The organism is Pseudomonas pharyngis (genome assembly GCF_021602345.1).
GTDB lineage: Bacteria > Pseudomonadota > Gammaproteobacteria > Pseudomonadales > Pseudomonadaceae > Aquipseudomonas > Aquipseudomonas pharyngis.
The window spans coordinates 25,216-41,857 of sequence record NZ_BQID01000020.1 but is presented as its reverse complement, the minus strand read 5'-3'; the positions used below and the strand labels follow the sequence as shown (position 1 = coordinate 41,857).

Below are 16,642 nucleotides of genomic sequence, written 5' to 3'. Positions count from 1 at the left end.
GCAACAACGCCTGCTTCGATGGGCAGCTATAGTTAATAGCCTTGGGGAAATCCGCTTCCACAGGTGCTGCCATGGGAATGTTCAATCGACTGCTGTTGTCCGTTTGTCTGCTCGCCGCCACCCAGGCGCAGGCGCTGGACAGCAACTTCAACTACTACGGGGCGGACCAGCCCTTTGCCCACCCTGCTCCACCGTCGCTGTCGGCCCAGCCGCCCCGGCCGTTCGATGACACGCCGCCGCAGGATTTCATCGTCATCCCGGATCGCCATGTGTTCCATGACTCGCAGTTGCCGAGCGTAGCCGATGCGACGGTGCGGGTGTTTATCCGCACCTACGATGCCGAGCGCGGCATCTACGTCAACGACGAGGTGCTGGACCCGACGTGCGTGCTCGAATGCCTCGGCTCGCCGAATCCACGCAGCACCGCCGTTTACCACTGACGCTTGTCCGGGCGCGCCAGGCCGAGCTTTTCGATGCGGTAGCGCAGCATGTCGCGGCTCAGGCCCAGCAGGCGCGCCGATTTGGTGACGTTCCAGTCGGTCTTGTCGAGCATCTTGCGCACCATGTCGCGCTCGACTTCCGGCAGGTTCATCGATTCGGTGTTGCTCGCCGGGCGCGGTTCGAAGTGCGGGTGCTGCACCTCGTGCTGATGTTGCGGTGGCAGCTCATCGCACAGGCTCATGCACACGTTCAGTTGATGCGCGGCGATGGTGTCGTTTGGCGCCAGCAGCACGGTCTGTTCGAGCATGTTGCGCAGTTCGCGCACGTTGCCCGGCCAGGTGTAACTGAGCAGCAGCTCTTCGGCCTGATCGCTGAAGTGCAGGTTCGGTTTGCCATAGCGCTTGCCGTGGCTGGCGAGGAAGTGCCGGGCCAGCAGCAGGATGTCTTCGCCACGGGCGTACAGACGCGGGACCTTGATCGAGATGATCCGCAGACGGAAAAACAGATCACGGCGGAACTTGCCCTGCTGGACCATCTGCTCAAGGTTGCAATTGGTGGCGCTGATCACCCGCAGGTTCACCTTGCGCTCCTTCACCGAGCCGACCCGGCGAATGGTGCGATCCTCCAGCAGTTTCAGCAGTTTGGCCTGGAGCACCAGATCCATTTCACCGATTTCATCGAGAAACAGCGTGCCGCCATCAGCAGCTTCCACCAGCCCGACCCGGCGGTCCTTGGCATCGGTGAACGCGCCTTTTTCATGCCCGAACAGTTCCGATTCCACCAGGTTGGCCGGAATCGACGCGCAGTTGAATTCAATGAACGGGCCTTTGCTGCGCGCGCCGTCGAAATGCAGCGCGCGGGCCACCAGCTCCTTGCCGGTACCGGTTTCGCCCTCCACCAGCACCGGCGGCAGATCGCCGTTGGCCATGCGCCGCTCGGCGTCGAGCAACTGAGCGATGGTGTTCTTCAGATGCAGCATCGGCGCTGACTCGCCGATCAGCGCCTGCACCCCGGATTTCTGCGCCTCGCGCTCCTGGTAGAACGACAGCGTGCGCTCCATCCGCTCAGTGGCCAGGGCCTTGTCCAGCAGCAGTTTGAGTTCCGGCAGCGCAACCGGTTTGGTGACGTAATGAAAGGCGCCCTCCTTCATTGCGACCACCGCGTCTTCAACGTTGCCGTAGCCGGTCATCATGATCACTTTCAGGTCCGGCGCGCTGATGCGCAGCTTCTGGATCAGATCGTGACCGCTCATGCCCGGCAGCGAGTTGTCGGTCAGGACGATGTCCGGCATGAAGCTTTCCAGTTGCCCCAGCGCGTCCTCGGCCGAGTGGCAGACCGTCACCTCGAAGTCTTTGCGCTCCAGGTAGGTCTGAATATTTTCGGCCAACAGTTCGTCATCCTCGACCAGCAGAATGCTGTGTTCCATATTCCCCTCCCGATGCCACTCTAAAGTTGAGACTGACGCGGGTTCCTTCCTGCTCGCGGCTGGTCAGCACGACCGAACCCTGAAACCGCTCCATGATTCGCTTGACCAGCGCCAGGCCGACCCCGAGGCCGCCCTGCTTGGTGGTGAAAAACGGTTTGAACACCTGTTGTTGCTGCTGCGCGCTCATGCCTTTGCCGGTATCGCTCAGGGTCACGCGCACCTGACCGGACTGCGCCGTTTCAATCTCGACACTGAGTACGCCGCCTCTGGGCATCGCTTCCAGGGCGTTGGCAAACAGGCTATTGAGTATTTGCGTGAGCAGCACCTTTTGACTGACGACCGGCGGGCAACTTTGTGGCGTGAATCGCACTTCGACGCCATTGCGCCGGATCAGCGCGTCAAATGCTCCCAGGGTGTCCTCGACCGCCGCGAGCAGGTCCACCGCCTCGCCGTCGTCACTCATCGGGCGCAACGACACCAGCAGTTCGCGAACCCAGCGCGACATGCGGTCAACCTGGCTGATGATGTCGCCGATGTTGCGCTGTGCCCCCGGGCTGGCAATTTCCTGGGCCAGTTCGGCACTGGAGCGAATGGTCGCCAGCGGGTTACGCAGGCTGTGGGCCACCGCCGAAGACATCTCGCCCAAAGCGACGAAGGTCTCGTTGCTGATCAACTGCTGTTGCTGGCTCTGCAACAGGCTCGAGGCGCGCCGCACGATCCAGAACAACCCGAGGTAAATCACCGCGCCGCCGAGGATGGTCGCGGCCCAGATCGAGGCGAATCCACGGTCGATACGGTCCACCAGATCCGCCGGTTCCTTGTAGATCTCGACCATGGCGACGACTTTGCTTTTGTCGGCGTTGAACATCGGAATGTAGTTTTCGATGAACAGGTATTTCGGTTCGCGGGACAGCCGCTGTTCGGGTTTTTCATCGTCGATCTTGTGGTAGCTGGAAGACACCGGCACTTTCATTTCGAACGACTCGTCCAGCTCGTCGTCATCTTCGATCCTGACGTTGATCAGCTCGGGGTTGGTCGACCAGATAATCGTGCGATCCAGGGCATACACCGTGGCCAGCAAAACGTCGGGCAGGTGTTCGACATGATCGAGAAACTCGGCACGGGCCATTGCATGAGCCAGCAGATCAACGTCGGGGTAGCTGTGATCCTGGCGCGGGTCGAGCATCTCGCCCATGGTCCGCTGCGGCGTGATGTTGGCGTGGCGCATTTCCGCATCACCGATGGCCTGCACGAATTGCGCGGTGAGCAGCGCGTCACGCTCCACGCTTTCGGTGACCACGAAACGCGTGGAGATGTAGCCCAGCCCCAGCGCCACGGCCGCGATGATGAAAAAACTCGCCAGCGAAAACCAGCGCAGCAGATTGAACTGCCCGCCCCAGCTCTTGATGGCCGCCAGCGCGAGGTTCGGTGCCGATGTTTTCTGTTCTTCCAGTCGTTGCATGGGGATGCCCTGGCGTTCTGGTATCGAGCCGGTTACAGCCGCCCTCTCGAATGAGTGTAGGTGGCAATGACCGTGACACACGGTTCAATGATGCTATTTAGCCGCTACTGCATACGACTCACCGTTTCGCTGGCAGAACCCGGTTTTACTGGCGTCAATGCCCCGTCGGCCAAGGGCTGCACGGACGGATGCTGACGCTCGGTTTCGGCACTCAGAAAGTCGATGATCGACTGCGCCGAGGCCTCGTCCAGGCGCAGATTGGGCATCGGGATGCGCTCGTATTGCTCGAACAGTTGCAGCGCGATCGGGTCTTTCTCCGCCAGCACGCGATCCGGTTCGCGGATCCAGCGATTGAGCCAGGCCGGGTCACGCTGGCGGGTCACGCCGATCAGGTCCGGGCCGATGTTGCGCATGCCGATGCCTTCGCCGTCCTGCGGGCCGAGGCTGTGGCACGAAGCGCAGCGGGTGCGGAACAGCTCTTCGCCATTGCTCGGCGGACGAATCTGCGGAGCATCGGCATAGCTTTCTTCGGTGCTGGCCTGTTTCCAGTTCTGCAAGGTGTTGGCGAGCTGGTCGGCGAGGATCCACGGGTTCTCGAACGGCGAGGCTTTCATCCAGCGCCCGGTGCTCTGGTTACCGACGATCAGGCTCAGGTTGTGATCCTTGGTCCGGCCGTTGTCGACGCCTTCGATAAACAGCCCGAGTTTCTTGCGCAGCTCGGTGACGTCTTCGAACTCGCCGGTGAGGAATTTCCAGCCAGGGCCGACCTTGAAGCGTTGCGCATAGGCCTTGAGCACTTCGGGGGTGTCGCTCAACGGGTCGATGGTGATCGAGTAGAAAAAGATGTCTTTCCCGACCCGGTCCCCCAGCAGTTTCTGCACCTGGCGCAGGCGCGCGGTTTCCAGCGGGCAGGAGTCGCTGCACGAGGTGAAGATGAAGTTGATCACCACCACCTTGTCTTTGATCAGATCATCGAAAAAGCGCACCTGCCGACCGTTCTGGTCGGTCAGCAGGGTGTTGGGGAAATAGTCGCCACCCCACGGGGTGGCGGATTCACTGGCGCCTTCGGGCTGCGCCTGATGGGCGATGAGCACCTGACTGCCGAGCAGGCAGGTGACCAGCACCAGAATCAGGTGCATGCCCAGGGCGCGGGAGCGCGGCGTTGGCTGGGTCATGTCGGCTCCCTCCCGGCTCATGGTTTCACGGTCACTTGCGGGCCAAAGCCGTCGCCGGTGCGGAAGGTTGGCAGCGCGGCGGAGTTGACGTAACGCACGCCATCCCAGCTCGGCAGCGGTGTCGGCATCAACTGCAGTTGCCCGGGTTTCTCGAGGTCCCAACGCAGCAGCATCGAGTTGTCCTCATGCTGGGTGTTGTGACAGTGCTCCATGTAAGTCCCGGCGAACTCGCGGAAGTTGATCGCCATCTCGACGCTGTCCAGCCCGTCGGCCTCCGAACCGATGCGATAGACGTCCTTGCGCGCCCATTTTTCCCACTCAGGCGGGGCCTTGCCGCCACGGCTGAGGATGATCCCCTCCTCGAAGTGCACGTGTACCGGATGGCTCCAGCCCGTGCCGCCGGCCTTGATGTTCCACACTTCCAGGGTGCCGATGCCGCTGACTCCGGCGTCGGTCGGGCCGCTGGCCAGTTTGGTCGAGGCATTCAACCGGCGCGGGTCCATGTGGAAGCCGAAACCGCCGTCGGTCTTGATCGTCCATGGCGCTTCATCGGTGCCGTCGGAGCGGCCGAAGATGAAGGTCCGGTGCAGCGCCTTGGCGAGCAAGGCCTTGTCGGCAGCGTTGTCGCGGTGAATCTTCAGCGGAATCATCACCATGCCTTCGGCCTTGCCCGGCTTGGCCGGTTCGTAGGCCGCCGGGTTCATCGACAGATCCTGGCCGGTATAAGCCTTGACGTTGAGTTGCAGGACCTTGCCCACCACCGGGTCGCCCCGGTCCCATTGCGGACCCTTGCTGGTCTGTTTGATGACTGCCAGGTATTTCTCCGAAAGCACGTCGGCCAGCGGGATCACTTCTTTCGGGCCCTTGCCGTCGTCCTGGGCCTGCAGGTTGACGAAGAACAGCTTGTCGCCCGGTTTGATGCCGTTTTTCGCGAAGTTGACGATGATGTCGAACCGCTCGGCGATGCCCTGGGTCGGCAGGATCGCGTTGTGGTTCTGCTTGTCGCCGTCGGCATCCAGGTCCATCGAGCCGTCGAACGGCACGCTGTGTTCCATGATGTTGCCGTCGTTGGCGATCATGTGGAACGGCACCCGGCTGTACGACACACCGGAGTTTCTCGGTCCCTGGAATTCGCCGCCGGTGCCTTTGACTTCACGCACCAGGGCGAGCTTGAAGTAGCGCGACACCGAACCATTGAGGAGGCGGAAGCGATAACTGCGCGCCCGCACGTCGAGGGTCGGTTTCCATTGCCAGTTGACCAGCACCTGATCGCCGATGAAGCCATCGGTGTTGAACGGGTTGAACCACAACTGGCCCTGCTGATCCCAGGCCTTGTCGGCGAACACCAGGTTGACGTCGTAGTCGCGGTTGCCCCACGGCAAGGCGCTGCCGCTGGGGAAACGCAGGTTGACGCCGTCGTTCACCGATTCGTTGCCACGGTCCAGGGCGCTGTAGTAGTTCATCATCGCCGCGTTGCCCTTGTAGACGTTCTGCGCGGTGAAATCGAGCATGTGGTCGTGGAACCAGTGAGTGCTCATGGTTTCGCGCCAGTCGCCACGAATCTTGATGGTGCCGTGGTCGCAAGTCTTTTTCGCAGGCTGCAGGTCGTTGACCCACAGGGTTTCCCCCGGTGCGCACGGGAATGCGGCGCGTGGATCTTCAGCCTTGGTGTTGATGCTGTCGTAACCGGCGAGCTGGATCGGCCAGCGATAGTCGTAAAACTGGCCGGGGAAGAAGAACGCGTTGGCATAACCGTCGCTTTCCGCTGGCGCGTGGCCGTTGTGCTCATGGGTGGTGATGGTGTGCAGACCGAAACCGCGGTTGGCGGAAGGATCAATCGGCAAACCGTTGTAGTGCCGCATCAGCACCGGTTGGCCGTAGCGCACCATCAACAGTTTCGGCGGCAGCGTGCCGTCGAAAGTCCACACCGAGTTGTGGTCCTGCACCGGCATCGCCGGGTGGAACCGTGGGTCGACACCCTTGGCTGTGCCATCCGTCGCCGGCACGCCTGCGACGTTGTGGTACAGACCGCCGGGGCCGAACTCGCCCACCGCATAACCGTGCATCTGCCGACTGTCACGCAGGCCGCCGTTCAGGCGCGCACCGGTTTGCACGGTCTTGTAGGCGACTTGCGGGTAGAACTCGTTCCAGCGCTGATGGGCCCAGCCTTTTCCCGGTGGCCTGCCTTCGGCGGAGGAACCGATGTGACGGTTGAGAAACAGCTCTATCTGCGCCTGCCACGGGTTGCGGTCAACCGTGTTGGCGAACTGACTCGGAAATGGCGTGAGCCCCGGTTGACGCAAAAACGCATCCAGCGCCGTGCCGGGAGGCGCGCTGCGGGCGATGTTGTTCGGGTCTTGCGCCGGCGCCGGACCAATGGCGGCCGGAGGAAAACTCAACGGCGCGGCCGGTGTGGTCGGGTCGAGTTTTTCCGGGCCGAACTCTTCGAACAGCACCAGTTGCTGAGTGAACGGCTGGGCACCGTACAGCGGGCTCGGCTTGCCGTTGGTGGGGTAATTGAAACTGGTCTGGACGGTGGGCGGCAGGATGTTTTCCGTGCGCGTCGTGTCCCGCGTGCCTTTGACCCCGTCGGGCAGATCGAAGGAGTCTTCGTTAGCCTCGGGCATCGTCAGGATGGCGTTGAGGGCGCCGGCGCGGTCTGCGGGCTCGTCGTAATAGGCCGACGGGTCGGACGCTTCCGGCTGATTCTCGTCGTCGATCGGGCTCGCTCGAACCCCGGTCATCTGGCCGAGGGCCAACATCAGGAAGACGCTCAGTGGCGTCAACAGGAAGAGTTTTTTGGGGTCATGCGTTGTTCTTTCCATCACCAGCCGCCTCATCTAAGGAAGGGGTGATGGTGTTTTGCAATTACCTCGCCAAAAAATCATTTCCAGTTGTAACAGGGACTTGGACGCGCTGTTGCATTCCCCACTCCCCGGTGACCGGGGCCTGACACCCACTGCTGGGGGGAAAGTTCACCCCAATTTACTGAATGAGCTGAAACGCCAGACGAACGGTGGTGCCCTCGCCTTCGCGGCTGTCCAGGCTCACGCCGCCGCCGAAGCGCTCCATGATCCGTTTGACCAGCACCAGCCCCACGCCGAGGCCGCCTTGCTTGGTGGTGAAGAACGGCCGGAACGCCATGCTGCGCTGCTCCTCGTTCATGCCTTTGCCGGTGTCGCTGAGCATGACGCTCACGCCACGGCTGTCGCTCGGTTCGAGGGTGATGGTCAGCGTGCCGCCCTTGTCCATCGCCTCCAGCGCATTGGCCAGCAGGCTGTTGAGGATTTGCGTGAGTTGTACCGGCTGGCTCAGCACCATCGGCGTCTGCTGAGGTTGAAACACCACCTGCACGCCGGCCCTGGCGATCTGCTGCTCGAACGCCGTCAGGCTGTCGTGCAGCGCCGCCACCAGGTTCACCGGTTCCGGGTCGTCATTGAGCGGTCGCAACGATTGCAGCAGTTCGCGCACCCACTTTGACATGCGGTCGACCTGGCCGATGATGTCCTTGATGTTCTTCTGTGCCGGCCCCGCGTCGAACTCCAGCGCCAGCTCGGCGCTGGAGCGAATGGTCGCCAGCGGATTGCGCAGACTGTGGGCTACCGCCGAGGACATCTCGCCCAGCGCGACAAAGGTTTCGTTGGCGATCAGTTGTTTTTGCTGGGCCGCCAGCAGAATCGCCGCCCGCCGCACGATCCAGTACAGCCCCAGGTAAATCAGCCCGCCGCCCAGCGCGGTGGCCAGCCAGATCAGCGTCAGCCCACGCTCCATGCGGGCGATCAGATCCTTGGGCTCTTTATAGATTTCAACCATCGCCGTGACGTTCTTGCCCTCGGCGTCGAACAGCGGGATGTAGTTTTCGATGAAGATGTATTCCGGCGGTACCACGAACTTTTGTTCTTCACGGGCCTTGTCGACGTCGTGATAGCTGGCCGAGACCGGGATCTTTTCATCGAAGGCCCGGTCGAGGTCTTCGTCGGCATGAATCCGGGTGTTGATCAGCGCCGGGTTGGTCGACCAGATCACGGTACGGTCCGGCGCATAAATGTTGGCGAGGATCACATCTGGCAAATGCTCGATGTGATCAAGAAACTCACCTCTGGCGCTGGCTCGAGCCTGCGGGTCGACATCGGGAAAATCGTTGTCCTGACGAGGGTCGAGCAATTCCCCCATGGTGCGGATATTGGGGATCGAGACGTGGCGCACTTCCGCCGACGCGATGGCCTGAATGAACTGCGCGGTCAGCAAGGCATCGCGCTGCACGCTTTCTTCGATCACGAACCGTGTCGACACCGCCCCAAGCGCCACCGCCACGGTGCCGATCACCGCCATGCTGATCAATGAAAACCAGCGCAACAGGTTGAACGGCTGCTTGCGCGAGTTCAGCCGCTGGCTGCCCTCATCGACCGGTAGCGATTGTGACTGCATGTTCATGGCGGCGACTTCCCGAAACGTCCCTATAGGGTTATAGCCCACGATTGGGTGTTTGCCCGGATGCGGGGGGTGAACGGCCCCACACTCAGCCGATTTCCCGGTCAGGGAAAAACCGCCAGGCGTTCATGCCCCCACAATCCCCAATCCTGGGGACAGTCGCCCTATCCGGGCGTGCGTCCTTTTCCCCCACGACGAGCCTCGAACCCTTGCGCCACGGGCCTTTGCCGCCGGTTGGCCGGTCGTTGGTATGGAAGTTGTAAAGCCCTCAGCAACTGACCCAACCCCACGGGGCAGGTACTTCGATAGAGGGATTAACTCATGCACCCTTTACTGTCCAAAACCGCGACCGTCCTGGTCGTGAGCGCCTTGGCCCAGGGCATTGCCCAGGCCGCTCTGTTCGCCGTCGATCCGGGTCCCTACACACCCGCCAATGGCGGTTTCGCCAGCTGGTATCAGGACAGCCACGGTCGCACCCTGGATCTGTGCCTGTCCAAAGCACTCAGCTCCCGCGTACCGAGCACACCCGGCGCCCCGTCATACATGTGCTCGCTGCTGCCGACCCCCGGCGTGTTCGATGACGCGCAGCCGATCGTGTTCCCCACCAACTTCCCCGATGAAGCGTTCTGGTTCACCGGCGAAACCACCGTCGTCGATGCAGCACGCGGGATCGACCTGACTTACGTCAGCGCCATCGAAGCCGCGTTCGCCGCCGAAGAACCGGTGGAAGGCGATCAGGTCAGCTTCGCGCGGATCCGCATCCGGGTCGACGTGCCCACCGCCGGCACCTACGTCATCACCCACCCGTACGGCGTCGATGTGTTCACCGTCGATACCCCCGGCCGGCGCGCCATCAACATGACCCGCGACATCGGCATCGGTACCCCGCAAACCTACGACGGCGCGCTCAAGGGTGACATCGGCCCGTTCCTGCGCAGCGTCAACGGGCCGTACACCGAGACCAATCCGCTGACCGGCGCGGCCGAACAGTTTGTTGGCGATCCGAACCTCAACGAAGCCGTGACCGGCAGCCCGTTCAACACCAACTACGTACGCATCGAAGGCCCGGGCGGCATCGACCTGCGCAGCACAACCTTCGCCGTGTCCGGCAAGTTGTCGACAGTGGTGCGGCCAACGCCTCTGATCACCGAGCGCAGCACCTACTCGCGCAAGCCCGGCGAAAGCGCACCAGTGGCCCAACAAGACGTGTTCGTCAAAGCCCCGCCCGCGCCGGGCACCGCCGCCATCACCAGCAGCACGCCCGTGGTGAACATGACAGAAGCCGACAGCACCGGCAGCTGGTACGCGCAATCGGCGGTCAACCCGACCTTGCCGGCCGTGTTGCAAGTGACCGCCGACAACCACTTGGCGATCGCCACCAGTTCGCCGACCACCCTGCCCATGACCCTGACCGACCTGGTGGTGATCCAGCGCGCCGAGTACAGCCTTACTTCCGGGCAATTGACCGTGGTGGCCTCGACCAGTGACGAAACCTCGCCACCGGTGCTCACCGCCACCTCCGGCACCGGCGCCACCATCGGTGCGCTGGGCGGTGATGGCGCGGTGAAAACCCTGGCCACCGGGATCACGCCGATTCCACCGGCCAAGGTTCGGGTGACGTCGTCCAACGGCGGCAGCGATACCGAAGAAGTGGTCATCGTGCAATGAACGCTCACATGCCCAGATCCGCATCAGGAGGCATCATGAACAAGTGGCCACGCTTCGCGCTCAACGCGCTCGGGCTGACAATCTCGCTGACCGGCAGTGCGTTCGCGCAACTGGCCGCCGTCGATCCCGGCCCCTACACCTTCGCCACCGGGAAATTCCCGATGTGGTACCAGGACAACAATCAGCTGTCGATGGAGCTTTGCCAGTCGCGCGCCGCCAGTTCCCGGGTGCCGGCCAGCACCCCGCCGGCGTACATGTGCACCCTGCTGCCGGAACCGGGCGTGTTCGATGACAGCCTGCCGATGGTGTTCCCCGACAACTGGCCACCGGAAGCTTTCTGGTTCCTGGCTGAAACCGCGATCCCCAACAACGGTGCCGGTTTCGGTGTCGACGCCTACGTCGCAGGCATCGAAGCGGCGTTCGCCTCGGAAAATCCGGTCGATGGCGATCAGCAAAGCTTCGCGCGGATCCGCATCCGGGTGAACGTACCCGTGGCCGGCACCTACACCATCACCCACCCGTACGGCGTTGAAACCGTCAACGTCACCACGCCGGGCCGGCGGGCAATCAACATCACCAAGGACATCGGCATCGGCGCGCCGGGCAACTTCAGCGGAGCGCTCAACGGCGCCATCGGCCCATTCCTGCGCAGCATCAACGGGCCGTATACCGAAGTGAACCCGGACTCCGGCGGCGTCGAAACCTTCGTCGGCGACCCGAACCTCACCGAAGCGGTCACCGGCAGCCCGTTCAACACCAACTTCCTGCGGATCGATGGTCCGTCGGGCGCCGGCTCGATTCAGACCAACCTGTTCACCGTTGCCGGCAAGGTCCTCGACAATCGTCAGCAAACCCAAGTCGCCATCGACCGCGCCACCTATCGCCGGACCTCGGCCGGTGTGCGTGCCGAGGTGTTCGCCAAGGCTGACAGCAGCTCGACCCTGTGCTTCCGCGAAACCGTGGCGTTGCTGCCCGGCCCACCACCGACGCCTTGCCAGACCAGTCTGCTGGGTGACAACAACGGACTGTTCTTCGGCCAGCGTCTGGGTACCGGCACCCTGCCGTCGGTGGTGGTCGTGACCGCGACCAACCCGGCCGGCACGACCCGTCCGACTGCCGTCTCGGCCAAGCTCACCGACGTGGTGAAAATCCAGACCGCCCGCTACAGCTGGGCCAACCACAGCCTGTTGATCGAAGCCACTTCGACCGATGAAGTCGCGGTGCCGGACATGGTTGCCCAGGGTTACGGACGCCTGTCGAAAACCGGCACCCTGCAAAAAATCACCGTGGCCGACCTGACTCAGCCTCCAGCCACCGTCACGGTCAAATCCGCCGCCGGCGGCAGCGATACCGAGCCAGTCGTAGTGGTCGGTGCAGCACCGGACACCGGTGAGAACCAGGCGCCACTGGCCAACGCCGACACCGGCAGCACCAGCTTCGGTGTGCCGATCACCCTCAGCCTGCTGACCAACGACAGCGACCCGGACAACAACGTGCCGCTGACCATTACCGCGCTGACTCAACCGGCAGCCGGCCAGGGTACCGTCGCGTTGAGCGGCACCACCTCGGTGGTCTACACCCCGCCAGCCGTGGTGACGACACCGTTGACCACGACCTTCACCTACAAGGCGCAAGACAGCAAAGGCCTGGCCTCGGCCAACCCGGCGACCGTGACGGTGACCGTCGCGCCTAACCGGCCACCGACCGCCGTCGCCGACAGCGTCGCCACGCTGGGTGTCGCGATCCCGATCAACGTCCTGGCCAACGACACCGATCCGGAAGGCAACACGCCGCTGGGCGTCGCCAGCCTGACCCAACCGCCGGCAGGACGCGGCACGGTCAGCACCGACGGCACGGTGATCACCTACACCCCACCGGCCACCGTGACCACGGCCTTCACCACGACCTTCACCTACATCGCCCGGGACAGCTTCAACGCCCAGTCGACGCCGGCGACCGTCACGGTGCAAGTGTCGCCACGGCCAGCAGCGGAAACCTTCACGATCACCACTTCGACCGTGCAGGCCCGTTCCGGCGGCCGCTTCAACTGGGACTTCGCCGGCACCTCGTCGGTGACCACCGGCAACACCATCACCGTGCAGGTCACCACCCCGACCGGGCTGGTAACGCTGGGCACCACCACGGTACCGGTAACCGGACGCTGGCGGCTGACGCTGAACAACACGCTGGTCGTGCCATCAGCCAACCCGACCGCCACCATCCGCTCGTCCCAGGGCACCGTTCGCACCATCTCGGTGAACACGTTGTAAACCACGCCCCGCCTGTTTTCGGGCAGGCGGGGCAACGCTCAACGGTTAACGCCCCACAGGATATTTGCCATGAACACGCCGACCGCCGCCCTGCTTTGCCTGCTCGCCCTGTGCGTCAGTGCGGGCGTGCGCGCCGACGACCTGATGGAAAACGATGACCTGGCGCCCAACAGCGCCGATCTCGGCGAACTGCCGCCCCCCGTGGGCCAGCAAGCACTGATCGACCAGAACGGCCAGGTCAACCTGGCACTGCTGTCGCAGAACGGTCAGTCGCTGCTGGGCAGGATCGTGCAGTCGGGCAGCAATCAGGAGGCGTACATCCTGCAACAAGGCAGCGACCTGATGGCCCTGATTACGCAAAACGGCTCCGGCAACGCCGCGTCCATCACGCAAACCGGCAGCCACAACCGCGCGCAGATTTCGCAAAACGGCAACAACAACGACGCCAGCATCGAGCAGGCCGGCACGGGGCTGCAAAGCGCCGTGACCCAGTCGGGCAACGGCATGAGCGTTTCGGTCAAGCAATATCGCTAAGCACTGCAATCATCGGAGAGTTCATCATGTTCAAACTGACGCCCCTCACCGCCGCCATCCTGGTCATGATCAGTGCCCAGGCCATGGCCGACGACAGCCTTTCCACCCAGAGCCAGTTCGGTACGGCCAACATCGCTGATGTGAAGCAGACCCAGGCCCCGTTCAGCACCGCGACCCAGACCCAACTGGGCCAGGGCAACAACGCCGCCGCCGTGCAGGACACCGCCACCAGCGTCATCACCCAGGACGCGGTCGGCGACTACAACGCCGGTTACGCCGAGCAGCTTTTCGAAGACAACAGCACCATCACCCAACAACAGACCGGTGCCTTCAACACCGCCCACGCCAGCCAGTCCCTCGGCTTCGGCGCCGGCAACCAGGCGCTGCAACAACAGCAAGGCACCGGCAACTTCTCGTTCGTCTATCAGGATTCGCAGAACGGCAGCGAAGGCAAGACCTTCCAGTTCGGCGACAGCAACGAAGCCAACATCGAGCAACTGTACGAAGGCACCGGCAACAGCTCGGTGATCACCCAGTACGGCACCGCCAACTACGGCACCGCCGAACAGGTGCTGCACAACGGCGGCCAGATCGGCATCAACCAGGCCGGCGAAGGCAACTACGCCTACGGCGACCAGCGCAACGGCACCGGCGGCAACATCACCATCAACCAGTTCGGCAACCTCAACGGCACCGAAATCTGGCAAGACTCGCAACTGGCCAGCCAGGCCACCGTCAACCAGTACGGCGACAGCAACGAAACCGTGGTCGACCAAAGCTTCGGCGAAAACAACACCGCCGCCGTCACCCAGGTCGGCAACACCAACGCCATCTATGCCGACCAGTTCGAATCGGTCAACTCGACCCTGGCGCTCTACCAGGTCGGCAACGGCAACGTGCATTTCACCTACCAGAACGGCGACAGCCACACCCTCAACGCCACCTCGGTAGGCAACGACAACAAGGTCTACGCCAGCAACTGGAAAGGCCCGCAACTGGGCGGCCAGTTCGGCAGCAGCCAGCGCGCCACCGTCACCCAGGCGGGTAACGGCAACATCGCCAGCTTCAAACAGGACGGCATCGGCCAGATCATGACCACCCACCAGACCGGCACCGGCAACAAGACCACGGTCAGCCAGGCTGATTCCTACAACGAGCTGTACTTCGATCAGAACGGCAGCGACAACATCCTCATCGCCGACCAGCGCGGCACCACCAACCTGGTTCAGGGCTCGTCGAACGGCTCGGGCAACAGCGCCGAATTCGATCAATCCGGCACCGGCAACCAGGCCTACACCGCGCAGCTGTATGGCAGCGACAACATGATCACCGTGAAACAGGCGGACACCATGAACGTGGCGTATGTAACCCAGGGCGGCACGGGGAACATTGCCAACGTGGATCAGAGCGGGATGACGCAGACCGCGACCATTCAGCAGTTCGGGTCGGCTAACCAGGCGACGGTTTTGCAGCAGTAAGGGTTGGGTGTTAAGAAACCGCGGTTCTTTGAAGAAGGGGATCGCGGCTTTTTGTGCGTTTAGTTTGTTGTGAAACAGTTGCGAAATTTCGCAAAGAATAGCGGAATTGTCTGACTGCTTTTGCAGGTTGGCCGTCGGACGTATGACGTTTAGGCTTTGGAGCTATTAACGCAGCCTGCGGTGAGCGCATTGTGCCTTCCGTTTTGGCTATCAGGCGATTAATCGGAGGCCCCTTGTACTTTCACTACTACCCACCTACTTCAGAGTTTGCAAATAACCCAGGGGCCGCACGCTACGACCTCTGGTTCCGCGCCAAGATAAAAGCTTCAATTGATGATCCACGGCCGAGTGTTCCGCATGAAGAGGTGATGGCGGAGATACATGCGCTGCTTCAAACCAAACGTCGAAAACACGAAGCTGATCAATAGCTCCAAGTCTGTCTCATAAAAAAACCGCGATCCTTTCAAGGAGTCGCGGCTCTTTCTATGTAGCCCTAATCAACTGTGGCAAGGACGCTTAGATTTCAGTCTCGACGTGATCCAGCGCCTGATTCACTGCCGACTCACCCAATATGACAATCTGCGCGATGCCGGGAGCAGTCTTGCAAAGACCCGGCATCCCGTCGCTTCCCAAAGAGAAGTCACCGTAGGTGATGAAACCATAACAGATAGCAATTCTTTATTTCGAAGAGTTCTAATGCACTGTCATTTATGACAGGTTCCATTGAACATTAAAAAACTTACCGTATGTCCTCATCCTCCAGATTGGAATCGACGCCATGGATAGCACTTCAGCACAAAAAAAACTGAACGGCATTGGGGTGGGGAACAAGGTGTACCTTGCAGGGAAATTTGACTTCCCTACAGGCTCTACTAATCGATACGAAGAGTTAGTCTCGGTAGACCAAAACTCCGCAACAATTAAAAGGCCAACAGACAAAAGCGGTGCAAACGAAGTTATTACATACGATAAAATCGATATGATCAGCGCTACGCCCCCGGATCCGAGCAATATCAAGCTATTGTATTAGGCAACCCCGAATTGAGCCCCAGCAAAGTCTGAACAATCCCGACTCGGACAAACAAAGGCTCGAAATGAGAAACCATGCCAACAGGGCGTTTTCTTGTATAAATAAAAAATCTGCCCGACTTTAGATCGCGCCCTCCTTCGAAGGCGCGATTTTTCTTCGGAGGCAAAATATTACCAGCCAATTTATGAATACTGAGCTGATTAGACTTTCAACTCGACGTGATCCAAAGCCTGATTTACGGCCAGTTCACCCAGCATGAGGATCTGGGCGATACCCAGGGCGGTCTTGCGGTGGGCGGGGTCGAGGGTGGCGGCGAAGTTGTTGAGCATTTCGCTGGCCGAGCCCAGGGATTCGCTGGCGTTGGCGAGCAGGGATTCGGTGTTGTAGGCCGGGTTGGCGAGGTACATCGGGGCGGGTTCGTTGACGCTGCCCATGATGTGGGCGCCGGGGCAGAGGTAATGATCGAGGGCGCGTTCGGCGGCTTCGTGGAGTTTTCTGGAGTGGGCGGAGGTGTATGGGGAGGTTGGGTCGGTTTCGGGGTTGGCTTGGGTTTCGGGTGGGTTGGGTGTTGGTTTGAACATGATGTTTTTCTCTGTTTGAGTAATGAAGCTGGCCCATTCGGTTTCCGGACGAAGGGGTGGCAGCTGTACGCAGGCTGGAAACCCGGGGAACAGAGAAACCCGGACGACCCGAAGGTCCCCACGTACAGCCGCCATAACAAGGAGCA

General features: G+C 61.7%; 13 protein-coding genes and 1 pseudogene. 7 read left to right on the top strand and 7 right to left on the bottom strand.

Annotation, left to right across the window (positions count from 1 at the left end; all coding sequences use genetic code 11):
- Positions 1-71: 71 nt before the first annotated feature.
- Positions 72-440 (top strand): hypothetical protein, encoded by a 369-nt coding sequence (locus L6D74_RS27070; protein WP_236191129.1) that lies wholly within the window; start codon positions 72-74, stop codon positions 438-440.
- Here the strand turns inward: L6D74_RS27070 and L6D74_RS27065 are convergent.
- The 5 genes from L6D74_RS27065 to L6D74_RS27045 form a co-directional block, all read right to left on the bottom strand.
- On the bottom strand, positions 431-1,867 hold the full coding sequence (locus L6D74_RS27065; RefSeq protein ID WP_064595188.1) for a sigma-54-dependent transcriptional regulator: 1,437 nt from the start codon (positions 1,865-1,867) through the stop codon (positions 431-433). The two genes, L6D74_RS27070 and L6D74_RS27065, sit on opposite strands and share 10 nt — an antisense overlap.
- Positions 1,836-3,329, bottom strand: a complete 1,494-nt coding sequence (locus tag L6D74_RS27060; protein ID WP_236191126.1) for a sensor histidine kinase — start codon at positions 3,327-3,329, stop codon at positions 1,836-1,838. The genes L6D74_RS27065 and L6D74_RS27060 overlap by 32 nt, the downstream gene beginning before the upstream one ends.
- Before the next feature lie 104 nt (positions 3,330-3,433).
- The gene (locus L6D74_RS27055) at positions 3,434-4,525 is read right to left on the bottom strand and encodes an SCO family protein (protein ID WP_236191125.1); all 1,092 of its coding nucleotides are present in this window, start codon (positions 4,523-4,525) and stop codon (positions 3,434-3,436) included.
- Complete coding sequence (locus tag L6D74_RS27050; protein ID WP_236191123.1) at positions 4,522-7,329, bottom strand: multicopper oxidase domain-containing protein; 2,808 nt, start codon at positions 7,327-7,329, stop codon at positions 4,522-4,524. Before L6D74_RS27050 ends, L6D74_RS27055 begins: the two co-directional genes overlap by 4 nt.
- A 160-nt stretch (positions 7,330-7,489) precedes the next feature.
- Positions 7,490-8,938 (bottom strand): sensor histidine kinase, encoded by a 1,449-nt coding sequence (locus L6D74_RS27045; RefSeq protein WP_236191121.1) that lies wholly within the window; start codon positions 8,936-8,938, stop codon positions 7,490-7,492.
- Positions 8,939-9,256: 318 nt separating this feature from the next.
- On the opposite strand from L6D74_RS27045, the gene L6D74_RS27040 reads away from it, so the two are divergent.
- From L6D74_RS27040 to relB, 5 genes are all read left to right on the top strand, one after another.
- On the top strand, positions 9,257-10,603 hold the full coding sequence (locus L6D74_RS27040) for a hypothetical protein (RefSeq protein WP_085648797.1): 1,347 nt from the start codon (positions 9,257-9,259) through the stop codon (positions 10,601-10,603).
- A gap of 35 nt (positions 10,604-10,638) precedes the next feature.
- Complete coding sequence (locus L6D74_RS27035; protein WP_236191120.1) at positions 10,639-12,873, top strand: Ig-like domain-containing protein; 2,235 nt, start codon at positions 10,639-10,641, stop codon at positions 12,871-12,873.
- A 69-nt stretch (positions 12,874-12,942) separates the two neighbouring features.
- Positions 12,943-13,407: a curlin gene (locus L6D74_RS27030; protein WP_064595177.1), complete on the top strand. Its 465-nt coding sequence runs from the start codon at positions 12,943-12,945 to the stop codon at positions 13,405-13,407.
- 26 nt (positions 13,408-13,433) lie between these two features.
- Positions 13,434-14,885, top strand: a complete 1,452-nt coding sequence (locus L6D74_RS27025) for a curlin (protein WP_236191119.1) — start codon at positions 13,434-13,436, stop codon at positions 14,883-14,885.
- A gap of 233 nt (positions 14,886-15,118) precedes the next feature.
- A complete protein-coding gene (gene relB, locus L6D74_RS27020; RefSeq protein WP_082934387.1) occupies positions 15,119-15,313 on the top strand; it encodes a type II toxin-antitoxin system RelB family antitoxin in 195 nt (64 codons plus the stop codon).
- An 88-nt stretch (positions 15,314-15,401) separates the two neighbouring features.
- Here relB and L6D74_RS30380 read toward each other — a convergent pair.
- A pseudogene (locus L6D74_RS30380) lies at positions 15,402-15,488 on the bottom strand (DUF6124 family protein); the annotation flags it as partial.
- Positions 15,489-15,663: 175 nt separating this feature from the next.
- Here L6D74_RS30380 and L6D74_RS27015 point away from each other — a divergent pair.
- The gene (locus L6D74_RS27015; RefSeq protein WP_064595173.1) at positions 15,664-15,915 is read left to right on the top strand and encodes a hypothetical protein; all 252 of its coding nucleotides are present in this window, start codon (positions 15,664-15,666) and stop codon (positions 15,913-15,915) included.
- 200 nt (positions 15,916-16,115) lie between these two features.
- On the opposite strand, the gene L6D74_RS27010 is transcribed toward L6D74_RS27015, so the two are convergent.
- Positions 16,116-16,496 carry a DUF6124 family protein gene (locus L6D74_RS27010; RefSeq protein ID WP_064595171.1) on the bottom strand — a complete coding sequence of 127 codons (381 nt, stop codon included), beginning with the start codon at positions 16,494-16,496 and terminating at the stop codon, positions 16,116-16,118.
- Between the last annotated feature and the right edge of the window lie 146 nt (positions 16,497-16,642).